The organism is Flavobacterium sp. KBS0721 (genome assembly GCF_002007065.3).
GTDB lineage: Bacteria > Bacteroidota > Bacteroidia > Flavobacteriales > Flavobacteriaceae > Flavobacterium > Flavobacterium piscis.
Genome location: NZ_CP042170.1, coordinates 5,680,463 through 5,692,687, shown reverse-complemented (window position 1 = coordinate 5,692,687; position 12,225 = coordinate 5,680,463). Strand labels below are relative to the sequence as shown.

Below are 12,225 nucleotides of genomic sequence, written 5' to 3'. Positions count from 1 at the left end.
GTAAATTTGTGAAATTCGTGGCAAAAAAACCTTTGTAACTTAGAACCTTTTTTTAAAAACTTAGAACCTTAGCCACTTAGAACCTTAGAAGCTTTACTAAAAGCTATATGCCGCTCCAAAAATAACTCTTCCTATTTCATCAGGAGATTTAAAATAAGACACTCTTGCTGTTAAAACATTGATGGCATTAATCCAAACTCCTCCACCATAATCCTGGTGCCATTTTTTAGAGTCTTCACCATCCAGCCAAACTCTTCCGTAATCAAAACCACCCAGAATACCGTATGTTAACGGAGCAATTGTTTTTTGAATTTTACCAATGCTGAATCGTAAATCACTGCTTTGAGAAAAATAAGAACTTCCTAAAAAGCGTTCGTTTCTATAACCTCTTAAATCAGTATCTCCGCCCAGAGATGCTCCGTGATAAAAATCAAAATTATTATTTAAAACAGCTTTTCCTTTTAAGTAGGTCGCCAAAACTAATTTACCGTTATGGTCAATTTTGTGCGTAAACCCCAAAATGCTTTCAATCGTAGGAAAGTTTTGTTTCGTATTATCTAAATTAGTCAGCCATGTTGCAGAAGCCATAAAAGCAACCCCTAAGGTTGGTTTTGCTGCAAAATCAGAATTTTTGAAAAGATATTTTACTTTTAAACCACCATAATTCTGATTATCAAAAACATTTGGATTTACAATATTTGGCGTGTCAATAAATCTGTTTTCAGTTTCTTCAACAGTCATTCTTTGAAAAAGTGGCAGTACGCTAAATTCGCTTCCATAACGGCCAACGTGTCTTATAGCGCCCGAAACATTAAATTTTCTAATACGTACACGATTATAATCCATATCGACTTCGTCAGCATCGTATTTAGTTTCATTTCCGTACCCAAAATAATTCATGGCAAAGTTTGGAGTCGTATATTGCGATTCAACATCAATCACCCATTTACCTAACAAACCGGGAAAATGCGCTACATAATTAAACTCTAAACCTCCGGTTGCAAAATAGTAAAATGCGTTTAAAACGTGTCTTTGCGTGTAAGGATTTTGTTTGAAATTATTAACCGTATAATTTAAATTGATCCCTACTTTTACACCGTCATCAGGATTATAACCAATGTTAGGAAGTCCTGATACCACATTATATTTAGGTTTTTCGTAATTGTACAGGTTCACATCATAATCATCTGTTAGTTGTGTTTTAGTTTTAGAATCGAGATTATAGGTGTTTTCTTTAGATTTAAAATCGTAGACAATTACTTTTTTTCCGTTTTCGATATTGTACGTATCATTGTTCTGACCGCCAATCAAACGAATTTTAATGTTTGATTTCTGATTTCCTTTTACTTCAAAAACATCATTATCATCTAAACCATAAATCCAAAGATTTTTCGTTTTAGCATCCGTTACCGTTTTGGTGTAAATTAATTCATCACCTTCTTTTTTAACTCTAAAAACTTGAATTTCAATATTTTTTTTAGCATTATGGTTAATGATAAATTTATCTTTTTTATCAGTTCCGGCAATCATTACGGTATGGCTTAGAACATCAAAATAATCTGAAGCATATTTTTGAAGATCTTTCTTTCTGTTTTTTAATTTTTTCTTGATGTCTTCAATCGTGGCATCCTGAACTTCTTTTGGTAAGTTTTTAAAAGCTTTATCAATATCACTATCCGATAAATTTTCCTGTATATATTTAGCCTGAGCAATCCAGTCTTTCTCTTCGGCAGTCTTTAAAAAGGCTAAATCCATAGGATAAGGTTCTCTGTTAAGCCATTTTACATTATCAATTTTGTTTTTGAAAGTTCTCATGTGGCGCAGCGCCGGAATATTCATTAAAATCGAAAGTAAAGTTCCATCATATTTTACAAAAGCCTGATCGCGGTCACGGGGAATTGGTTCGTAAAGCACTTTACTGCCTTTTTTATGTTCTGCCCAACGCCACTGGTCGCTGTGTCTGTCCCAATCGCCAATAAGCATATCAAATAAACGTGCTTTCATGTAAGCATCTTCATCAACGCTGTATTTTTCGTCTTTATGAAGATTTTTCATCATATCTTCAGTACTAATAATATCCGTTGGATTGCCAAAATTCTTGCCATCCAAATGATTATCAGCAGGTCTTTCTTCGACCATATAAAGCTGATCTCCAAAATTGGAGTTAAATTCTTTTAAACCATTTTGTTTTGGTATGTAATACAAAACAGGATTGGTGTGCGGTAAACCAATTTGGTCTGCCATACTGCCAATGGCAAATGAGGTATAAGGGTGCGAAGTAGTATAGAAATCGAATAAAAAGTTCTCAGCATATGTATCTTCAAAATCATTAACAACATACTGATCTTTAAAAGCTACTGATTGCAGGAATACTGTAGCACTTTTTTTCATGGCGCGCATAACATATTCTCTTCCTTTGGGATCTGAAACTCGTAACGATACAGATTGATGTCCTCCGCCTTCACGAATAGGTTTCAGCCCTCCCATTAAGGTGTCTAAAGTAGCCGTTTTAGCTTCTATTGGCAAACTGTAGTACTTCCTGTAATGATTCCCAAATAAGAATTTATGAAAAACACTTTTTTTGGTCATTTTTGCTGAGTAAATAGAAGTAGTCATAGTGGCAGGAAATTTACTGTCTACAGTTGCAGCCCAATTAATTTCTTTTGCCTTAATGATTTCATGTTCAAAAAGTAATTTTTCTTTATTGTTTTCATTTCCAAAAAAGGCAACTTTTGCATCACCGCTTTTAAACAAAGTTAAGGTCGCATAACCATTTCCTCCATAGGAGAATTCAGTAGGGTTTATAGCTCTTGCCGCTTCAGATTTTGATCCGGCACCACTAATGATTTGCTGAATGTTTTCTTTGTTTACATATTGAAGATTGTGATCATGTCCGGAAACAACAATTACATTTTTTTGCTTTTGCAAAAGGGTTTTAATACGTTTTGCATAGATAGTATATTGTTTGTTCTGGATATCCTGCGGACTTACACCAGATGTTTTTCGTAGTAAATTGATAAAAGAACCAATTATCGGCAATGGTATTTTTTGTTCTAAAGGAAATAATTGTTTTTCTAAAGAAAACTGTCCTCCGTGAGTTCCGTTGCTCATCAAAGGATGGTGAATAGCAAGAACAACTGTCTTTTCCTGATTTTTATTTAATAGATTTTCTAACTGATCAAAGAAATCTTCTCTTGTTTTAATATCACAATTATCATTCATTGTGGGGTGATTATCCCAATCTTCTAAGAACCATTCGCTATCAACAGTAATTAACGTAGCAGTACTGTCAATCTTAACATCTTCGATGGCACAACTTTTTCGAGGTAAAAAAGCTTTTTTGTCGTTCAGATATTTTGTTACAAAATCGGCTTGGCGTTCCAGCCCTTTTATACCATTATACCAGTCATGATTACCGGGAATCACAATTGTTTTTCCTTTAAAACCTTTAGTAAGTTTTAATTGGTTGGTCAGTTTTGTTTCAGCCAAAGATATCGCTGCAGCATTATCATCGCTGGGAAAACCCTTAGGATAAATATTGTCTCCTAAAAAAAGTAAGGTCGCTTTTTTGTTTGATTTTTTTAATTTCTGATGCAGCAGTTCAAGCGTTTGCTGTGCCTGTTTTTCATCTGCATTTCCGGCATCTCCAACTAAATAAATTGTGTGTGCAATTTTTATAGTATCAGTTGCGTTTTCCGTTTCGTAAGCACTAACATTTTTTCCGTATTGCGCTTTATGCGTAGCGCAGGAATAAACCAGCAGCAATACAACTAATGCCAAAGACCGGTTTTTAATTTTAGTAATAAAATGATTATCCAAAAACAATTTCATAATTTAGTGGTATAAAAACAATTCTCCATGAATCTAATAGAACAATCCGAAGATTTCGTCAGTAATTTACTCAAAGATAAACTTTCTAATTTATATTCTTATCATAATTTTAACCATACTTTAACGGTAGTAAATGCAGTAAAAGTGCTTTGTAAAAAAGAAAATGTTAAAGAAAATGAAAAGGAAATGCTTTTAGTTGCTGCCTGGTTTCACGATACAGGATATGTTGATGGTTATGAAAATCATGAGCAGGAGAGTGTGAAAATTGCTACAAGTTTTTTAAAAGAAAAAGAACAATCGGATGAATTTATAACGGCTGTTTCCAATTTGATTATGGCTACCATAAAAGAATACATTCCTAAAACACATTTAGAAAAAATAATTAAAGATGCTGATTTTGCACATCTTGTTGGAACAGAATACGAAACAACCTGCGAATTGTTGCGAATTGAACTAAAAAATACCTGGAATCTGGATTTTTCTAATGCCGAATGGGCAAAAGAAAATTTGAATTTTTTAATGAACAAACATCGTTTTTACACTGATTATGCACTGAGAAAATGGCAGCCTCTAAAAGAGAAGAATTTAATGCTTGTTCAGAAGAAAATTGAAAAACAAAAAAAGAAAGAAGCAGATAAACTGGAGGACGAACTAAAAAAGAAAGAAAAAATCGAAAAACCGGATCGTGGTGTCGATACTTTGTTTCGTGTTACTTTAGGAAATCATACGCGATTAAGCGGAATTGCCGATAGCAAAGCCAATATTTTATTGTCTGTAAATGCAATTATTATTTCGATTGCACTTTCGTCTATTATTCCAAAATTAGACAGTCCTAAAAATGCACATTTGGTGATACCAACTTTTATAATGTTGATGTCAAGTGTTGTTACGATAATTTTTGCAATTCTCTCTACAAGACCAAAAGTTACTTCAGGAGTTTTTACCAGAGAAGATATAGAAAACAAAAAAATTAATTTATTGTTTTTTGGAAACTTCTATAAGATGCCTTTAGAAGAATATGATTGGGCAATGAATGAAATGATGAAAGATCGTGACTATCTCTATTCGAATATGATTAAAGATTTGTATTACTTAGGATTGGTGTTACAGCGTAAATACAATTTATTGCGAATTGCCTACAACTTTTTCATGATAGGAATCATTATTACGGTCGTTGCTTTTGTAATCGCATTCAAATCGATTTAAAGTTTTGATTACTAAAGTAGCTTTGTCAAAGTTTCAAACTTTGACAAAGCTTTAGTTATTCAATCAAAAAATTGGCATATTAACGACTTAATAATTAATTAAGCTCATCTAATAGATCCTGATACGTAATTTTGTTTGCTGTTGGACTTGCGGTATTGTTAATCACTTTTACACGAATCGCTCTCAAACCTGAAACTCCCTGAAGATCTTCAACTTCAAATTGTTCAATTGCCGGTTCAAGAATTTTCTTGTGCTGTAAGTATTTAATGTATTTTAAATATTCGGCTTCTTCGCTGTTTTGCGAATACACAATTGTAATTTTTTCTTTCTCTGTAATACGTTCTTTGGTTCCTTTAATGTTCGATTTGTCGATTCGTTTTTTAACGACTTCATATCTTGCATTGTAAGTTCCATCAACATCAAAACGTTTTTCATCCATTCTAAAACGTATAGAAAGCGGTTGGCTAAATACCAAAATCAACGAAGTAACATCCAACTCGTAAGGTAGAGATTCTTTAAGTTGATGATGTTCTAATTCCATTTCGCATAAAGTCTGCAATTGCCATAAGCGCAAATTGTGCAAATACATAATATCAAACGGCTTAGTAGGCGAAATCGAAGCTCCAATGTATAAATTATGCTCGACACCATCTGTTTTAAAGCGCTCGTAATAGTGCGGATAAATTTGCTGTGCCTCAATTTGTTTTTTGTCCAGAACAGAAGCCAGTCTTTTATTGATGATTGACATCGCATTATCAAATTTCTTTCTTTCCTGATAAAACATTCCTGTTTTTTCATCCAGTGTAGAAAAATAGAATTCTTCTAATTTTTGATTCGTAGCGTTGTCTTTTGTATTTTTTAATATTGGATGAATTTCTTCTTCAATATAACGCTGAATATGTTGCTCTGTATCTGCTTTTAGCGGAAAATCCAATTCGGTTCGCATCGATTCCAATTCAAATTTTCTTTGTTCCAAAAGTACCAGATTGGAGTTTGGTTTTTGATTGTCAAAAATTTCCAATAAAGCAGAAAGCTGATTTTTTAAATCAATTTTTACTGTTTCATTTCGATGTTCAGAAGAACCTTTTATATCGATTTGTCCGTATAAAGGGAATACATTTTTAAACACAATTTCCTTAAAAATATAATCCTTTGTATGATTGGTGTTTTGAAAGTAATTCTGAGATTCTTTTTTAAATTTCCAGTAAACACTCGGATGGATTGTAGTGTATTCACGCTGAATAATCGCTTCAATCTGATGTTGCATATCTGTATTGTAACGATCAATCGTATCTGTCAAATACGGTAAAACCAATTCCAGTTTTGTCGCATTCACACTATTTAAATCCCGCGCATTTTCAGAAACCAATTCAACAACACCTAATAAATGTCCGGCTTTGATAACCGGTGCAAAAATACAGCTGTTGATATTTTGTTTTAATAAATGTTCACCAAGTCTTTTGTTGGTAGATTCTTCTGTAAATTTAGCAACATTGGAAATAACAAACGGTTCTTTTTTGTCGAGTAAGTTTTCGAAAGAGCATCCAAAAAAAGCATTTTTACAATCGACTTCCTGATCTGCAGCAAGTAAAAAACTCTTCAGCTGCGTTTCGTACTTTGCAGGTCTTATGAATTTTTCTTCCTCAGGATTATAAATAATAAATCCAACTTTTAAGTTAGGAAGATTAAAAATAGACTGAAAAATATTCGATACTTCATGATCTGTTGTAACTGTTTTTACACCAGGTTTCAATAAATTACTTTTCAATGTCGAAATAGCACTTTCTGTCGTGGCATCAAACAAAGAAACAATTCCGAAACCTTTTAACTGCCAGCTTCCCGGAGGAAATTTAGATTTCCATAATTCGATATCATTATAGTTATCTATTAAGAGATCAATATCACTTTGAGTCAAAGCTATAGATTTTTCTGTTGGAGAAATTTCCATAAAATCGGCATTGTACAAAATGCGGTAATGTTTTTCTACGCCGCTTTCGTCCGGAATATCATAGAAAAAAGGTTTGTTGAAATCAATATGTTCGTTATAATAATTGCTTAAAATCAAACAACAATTATTAATATAGAACTGATGTTCATCAAAATCGCGAATTTCCATATAAAATTCGTCACCTGCATTGCGTAAAATTTTCTTGAAACGTTCTGTGTAGTTGAAGGATATATTCTGAAAAGGAATTGTAATTGCCTTTATTTCATTATGAGTCAAAGCCGTTGGGAATAAATCGGCAACCAAATTCTTAATTAAAGCTTCATTATTTTTAATGGTGCTGTATTCGCGAATTCCGGTTCTGAATTCCGGATATGCTTCAACTTCTTTAAGAATGGCTTTGGCGTAATTAGATCGGTAGTCAACATCTGATAAAGCAATTTGTTCAAAAGACTCAATTAGTTTATGAAATGAGATTATCGTTTCGAAAGGACTTTCGTTGTGTAAAAGACGATCCATTTTTTTTTTGTTTTTAGAGTACAAAATTAAGCATAAATTAAGAATCACCGACATTTTACCATTTCTTTCCTTTATGGTTCAATAGAGATAACTCCTTATAAAGTGGGGCTTTAAAAAACGGATAATTATTTTAACTAAATATTAACACCTATAATAACGGAACGATCGTTCCGTTATTATATCTTTGTACCATAATAATTGAATAATCAATAACTTAAAATTAAATAAAATGAAAAATTTAGAAAACAAAGTGGCTATTGTAACAGGTGGAAATAGTGGAATTGGATATGCAGCTGCAGCTGAATTAGTTGCGAAAGGTGCAACAGTAATTGTAACAGGAAGAAACAAAGAAGCCTTGGCAAAAGCCGAAACTGAATTGAACGTAACCGGAATTGTTTCAGATCAATCTGATTTAAAATCAATTGATAGTTTGGTTGAACAGGTAAAAGCACAATTTGGAAAAGTTGATATTTTATTCTTAAACGCAGGAATTGCTTCATTTGCTCCGGTAGAGTCAGCTTCAGAAGAACATTATGACAGTATTATGAATGTAAATGTAAAAGGAGTTTACTTTACAGTGCAAAAAGTATTGCCTATTTTAAATGACGGTGGTTCTATAATTTTCAATACTTCAATCAATGCACATGTTGGGATGACAAATTCTAGTGTTTATGCTTCAAGTAAGGCTGCAGTTTTATCTTTAAATAAAGTTTTTGCAACAGAATTGGCACCAAGAAAAATCAGGGTAAATGCTGTTTCTCCTGGTCCTGTTGAAACTCCATTGTATGGAAAATTAGGATTGCAAAAAGAAGAAGTAGAAGGTTTTGGAACAGTTTTGTCAGAGAAAATTTTATTGAAACGTTTTGGACAATCTTCAGAAATTGCAAAAACCGTTGGTTTCTTAGCTTCAGATGATGCTTCATTCATTACAGGAACAGAAATTGTTGTCGATGGCGGACTTACAGTAAACGCTGTAGTTTAATTTTTTTTTACACAAATTCAGGAACGATTGTTCCGTATAATCAGTATCTTTGTATAGAAATTTAAATTTTCGATCATGGCTAGAACAAAAGAATTTAATGAAGAAAAAGCTTTAGACAAAGCAATTGAAATTTTTTGGCACAAAGGTTATAACGGAACTTCGGCTCAGGATTTGGTTACGCATTTAGGTATAAGCCGTTCGAGTTTGTATGACACTTTTGGAGACAAACAGAAACTTTTTGCGCAATCATTACTGCGTTATCAAAAACACTCGCAAGATCAGGTTATAAAGCTTTTGGATGAATCTGAAAATGTAAAAGAAACACTGCACGATATTTTTAAACAAGCCGTTATTGAAAGTTTGGAAGACAGAATTACAAAAGGCTGTTTTATGGTCAACTCGTCTGTAGAACTTGCCATGCACGATGAAGACATTGCAAAAATCGTAAAAAGCAACAGCCAGACTATGGAACAAGTTTTTACCAAAGCAGTAAAGAAAGGGCAGGAGTCCGGACATATTTCGAAACAACAAGATGCAAGGGTTTTGGCTCGCTTCATCTTTAATAATTATTCCGGAATTCGTGTTTTGGCCCGAACCGGAGAAAGAGATAAACAAGTTTACGACGATATAGTAAAAGCGGTATTTTCTATATTATAATGTATAAAATTATTAAAAATAAAAAACGGCAATTACCAGAGTAGTTGCCGTTTTTTATTGAATTATAGGTTGCCGTCAATTAGTTTCATTTCGTCTATGATAGAGACAATGGCTAATTGGTCTTCAGGATTTAACTTTTCAGTATATAAAAGCGTAATTAAAATAGTATACGAATCCTCTAAAGATGAATTTTCTTCAAGTTTAAGATCGTGCGGATTTTGATATTTTGCAAGTAATGTTTTCGCAGTTTTAAAGGCAAGTTCTTCTAATTCTGTTTTTTTAAAATCGGCCATTATTTTTGATTTTAATTTAGACGGATTACCAAATCTAGCAAATTTTAAAGGGATAATACTAAAAGTTGTGGAGAAACATTGAAAATTTCATACTCCTATTTTTAACGCAGAGTATACAATCCCAATAGCTATCGGGATTCGCAAAGTTCACTAAGATTTAAGTTGTGTTTACACAATCTGAGGCCACAAAGCTTTGTGAACTTTGTGTTTTTATTGAACTTAGTATATTGAAAAAACTTTGCGTTCTCCGTGTTAAATTTTTTTCTCTCGCAATAGCTTTTGGGATTGATCCATTTTAAATTGGTTTTATTTTATTGAAAGGAAATACAATGAATAAAAAAACGGCAAGTACTATTGTAATTGCCGTTTTTTGTTTTAAGTAAGTAATAGAAAATGAATCAACTACTAGCTTTTTTCTTCTTTATTGAAATAAACTAAGTAGTAATACATTTGTTTTTCTTCATCCCAGCCTTTTTCTACAAATTTTTCAGCGCTTTCAGGATTGATAAAATCCATTTTAATCTGAATATGTGTATCCAGGTTAATAACGTTTTTAATCGATTTTCTGGCGTCAGAAACTGCTGCGTTGGCAATAGGGAATGAGGTTACATCTTCGATGCTGTATTTTTCTCCTTTATCCACTTTATAGTTTTTGAATTCAGGAATCAAGTCAGGATTGTCTAATACTTCGTTTAGGAAGTTTTGTTCCTCAAACTGATCATTTTTTGCGAAATAATTCACAGATCTGTTCATAAACATTACCTCTTCTTTTTTGTCTTCTGCCGGCAAAACAACGTCTTTTGCGAAGTTTTGGCAGAATTTTAAGTATTTTTTTGTGATGAAGTTTTCATCTTCAAAAGCATCAACAGATAAAAAGTGCTCTAACCAGTAACGTGCGTCATAACGGTTACTATCAACAGTTAGAATTTTATAACCTTCATCTTTTTTATAATTAAAAATCAAACAACCTTTGTCTAATTTGCTCAGGTTGATACCTTGTTGCAAAATCATTTCAAGGTTACTGTTTTTTTCTTCAAACTGTAAAAAGTCGGCTTGTAACTCACTTTTAAAAATTCCGATTGCATCAACAACATTATTGTCGATACTTAAATTGGTTAAATACGTTACATAAACCTCTCCGTTTTTAATGTGCGGGTGATTTGATTGCTCAAATAAATGTGTAGTGATTCTTTTAGAAATCTCCTGCAAATTATTTGGATTATCAAAAATCTCCGTTGCATATTTAAACATGTCGTTGTAATCCAAATCGACTTCGTGCGCAAACTGATAATAGTTTTCTTCTTTCTCTCTAAAAGGCTTAAAAAAGTACTCTTTTATCAAAGGCACAATTTCATCATTCAAATTAAAAGGCTGTTCCGATAAAAAAATCGCTTCGTTTCTGCTTTTGTTTCCTACGCGGTGTATCGCAAGCGTCTCGATGTGGGTGTTGAAAAGGTTGATCATATTTAGAGTTACTGAGATTCTAAGTCTCTAAGATTCTAAGTTTTTAGTTAGTGTCTTTTAATTTTCGAATTAATGAAGCTAACATTCTTTCGATCTCTCGACTGTCCTCGTATAAATTGTTAAATTCTTCTTCTTTTAAATAAATTATATTTTTTGCAATTTCAAGCTGGGTCTGCATTTCAAATATAGAACCAAGAGAAATATATAAAAATCGTAAAAAATCTTTATTACTTTCTCTTCCAGATCCTTCTGCAATATTGCTAGGAATAGAAACTGAACTTCGACGTATTTGAGAAGTTAATCCAAACATTTCTTCTTTTGGAAATGTACTTGTTGCTTTGTAAATTTTGGTAACTAAGGTAATTGATTTCTGCCAAACTAAAATCTTTCTAAAATGACTCATTTTTTTATTTTTAAATTAATTTTTAAAAATAAGAAAATTCTTTCAATGTAAAAAAACTTAGAATCTTAGAGACTTAGTATCTCAGAAACTTAGTTTAATTCCAATTCTCCTCAAATCCAAAATCTTCAAAGCTGTCGTCGCCTTCGAACATGTCAAGATCGTCTTCGTCAAGATCATCTTCAAATTCTCCGTAGATATCGTCGTGCATATCGGCTTCAAAGCTTTTTTCTGTGGCTTCATCAGGCATTTCTCCGTGAGAGAATAAAGTTTCCGGGTAAGGAACTCCCGCAATCTGATCTTCAATAGCGGCCAATTCAACTAAGAAAGTCCACATGTTGATAAAATCATATACATAAATGATTTTAGTATTTTGCTCATCTAAGAGGTCAGATAATTTATAATCGCTCATGGTTCTTTGTTCTCCGGGAACATCGCCAGTATCAAAAAGTGCAATTTCATCTTCCTGATTCCAAGTTTCATCGCAGGTATAAAACGAAGCTACTTCCATTCCGTCAAAACCAAAAGCGTTGAAGATTGCATTGTGTAAATCCTCAAGCGTATCGTCTTCAAGAATTGCAATGTCTCTAAAAATATCTTCTTCGGCGTCTAGAATTACTCTAAATTTATAAACCATAATCTTTGTTTTTATTGAGAGGTCAAAGGTAAAATATAAAAAATGAAATACGAATCAGGAATCGCGATTTGTTGAAAAGATTTTCCTTATCGAAAAATTATTCATTAGTGTATCGTTTTTGACTACTAAGAAATCACATTCATAGAGTAAATGTCCAGTTTGAATGGGATATTATTGCCCTTTGAAAATTTTTAGCCACGAATTCACGAATTTGTTGCTATTCGTTGTAAATCATCATTCGTGAATTCGTGGCGATTTTTCGTATTTATCTCCTTACGTCGAAATAATAGG

The 12,225-nt window shown here is 32.7% G+C and carries 9 protein-coding genes; 3 read left to right on the top strand and 6 right to left on the bottom strand.

Annotation, left to right across the window (positions count from 1 at the left end):
• Positions 1 to 96: 96 nt before the first annotated feature.
• Positions 97 to 3,831 carry a metallophosphoesterase gene (locus B0M43_RS23610; protein WP_065451374.1) on the bottom strand — a complete coding sequence of 1,245 codons (3,735 nt, stop codon included), beginning with the start codon at positions 3,829 to 3,831 and terminating at the stop codon, positions 97 to 99.
• 27 nt (positions 3,832 to 3,858) lie between these two features.
• Between B0M43_RS23610 and B0M43_RS23605 the strand changes: the two genes are divergently transcribed.
• On the top strand, positions 3,859 to 5,037 hold the full coding sequence (locus B0M43_RS23605; protein ID WP_078005650.1) for a Pycsar system effector family protein: 1,179 nt from the start codon (positions 3,859 to 3,861) through the stop codon (positions 5,035 to 5,037).
• A gap of 94 nt (positions 5,038 to 5,131) precedes the next feature.
• On the opposite strand, the gene B0M43_RS23600 is transcribed toward B0M43_RS23605, so the two are convergent.
• Positions 5,132 to 7,501 (bottom strand): GAF domain-containing protein, encoded by a 2,370-nt coding sequence (locus B0M43_RS23600; RefSeq protein ID WP_078005649.1) that lies wholly within the window; start codon positions 7,499 to 7,501, stop codon positions 5,132 to 5,134.
• Between the two features lie 229 nt (positions 7,502 to 7,730).
• Between B0M43_RS23600 and B0M43_RS23595 the strand changes: the two genes are divergently transcribed.
• Positions 7,731 to 8,483 carry a glucose 1-dehydrogenase gene (locus B0M43_RS23595; protein WP_078005648.1) on the top strand — a complete coding sequence of 251 codons (753 nt, stop codon included), beginning with the start codon at positions 7,731 to 7,733 and terminating at the stop codon, positions 8,481 to 8,483.
• 75 nt (positions 8,484 to 8,558) lie between these two features.
• Positions 8,559 to 9,140 (top strand): TetR/AcrR family transcriptional regulator, encoded by a 582-nt coding sequence (locus B0M43_RS23590; RefSeq protein ID WP_078005647.1) that lies wholly within the window; start codon positions 8,559 to 8,561, stop codon positions 9,138 to 9,140.
• 62 nt (positions 9,141 to 9,202) lie between these two features.
• Here the strand turns inward: B0M43_RS23590 and B0M43_RS23585 are convergent, their stop codons facing one another.
• The 4 genes from B0M43_RS23585 to B0M43_RS23570 all read right to left on the bottom strand — a co-directional run bounded on the left by B0M43_RS23585 (position 9,203) and on the right by B0M43_RS23570 (position 11,934).
• A complete protein-coding gene (locus B0M43_RS23585; protein ID WP_078005646.1) occupies positions 9,203 to 9,433 on the bottom strand; it encodes a hypothetical protein in 231 nt (76 codons plus the stop codon).
• A 405-nt stretch (positions 9,434 to 9,838) separates the two neighbouring features.
• Positions 9,839 to 10,897, bottom strand: a complete 1,059-nt coding sequence (locus B0M43_RS23580) for a nucleoid-associated protein (RefSeq protein ID WP_056252487.1) — start codon at positions 10,895 to 10,897, stop codon at positions 9,839 to 9,841.
• A gap of 43 nt (positions 10,898 to 10,940) precedes the next feature.
• A complete protein-coding gene (locus tag B0M43_RS23575; protein ID WP_065451380.1) occupies positions 10,941 to 11,300 on the bottom strand; it encodes a four helix bundle protein in 360 nt (119 codons plus the stop codon).
• A 94-nt stretch (positions 11,301 to 11,394) separates the two neighbouring features.
• Complete coding sequence (locus tag B0M43_RS23570; RefSeq protein ID WP_065451381.1) at positions 11,395 to 11,934, bottom strand: hypothetical protein; 540 nt, start codon at positions 11,932 to 11,934, stop codon at positions 11,395 to 11,397.
• Positions 11,935 to 12,225 lie beyond the last annotated feature (291 nt).

Coding starts and splice junctions, on each gene's coding strand:
- B0M43_RS23610 (WP_065451374.1), bottom strand. CDS start 3,831: ATGAAATTGTTTTTGGATAATCATTTTATTACTAAAATTAAAAACCGG.
- B0M43_RS23605 (WP_078005650.1), top strand. CDS start 3,859: ATGAATCTAATAGAACAATCCGAAGATTTCGTCAGTAATTTACTCAAA.
- B0M43_RS23600 (WP_078005649.1), bottom strand. CDS start 7,501: ATGGATCGTCTTTTACACAACGAAAGTCCTTTCGAAACGATAATCTCA.
- B0M43_RS23595 (WP_078005648.1), top strand. CDS start 7,731: ATGAAAAATTTAGAAAACAAAGTGGCTATTGTAACAGGTGGAAATAGT.
- B0M43_RS23590 (WP_078005647.1), top strand. CDS start 8,559: ATGGCTAGAACAAAAGAATTTAATGAAGAAAAAGCTTTAGACAAAGCA.
- B0M43_RS23585 (WP_078005646.1), bottom strand. CDS start 9,433: ATGGCCGATTTTAAAAAAACAGAATTAGAAGAACTTGCCTTTAAAACT.
- B0M43_RS23580 (WP_056252487.1), bottom strand. CDS start 10,897: ATGATCAACCTTTTCAACACCCACATCGAGACGCTTGCGATACACCGC.
- B0M43_RS23575 (WP_065451380.1), bottom strand. CDS start 11,300: ATGAGTCATTTTAGAAAGATTTTAGTTTGGCAGAAATCAATTACCTTA.
- B0M43_RS23570 (WP_065451381.1), bottom strand. CDS start 11,934: ATGGTTTATAAATTTAGAGTAATTCTAGACGCCGAAGAAGATATTTTT.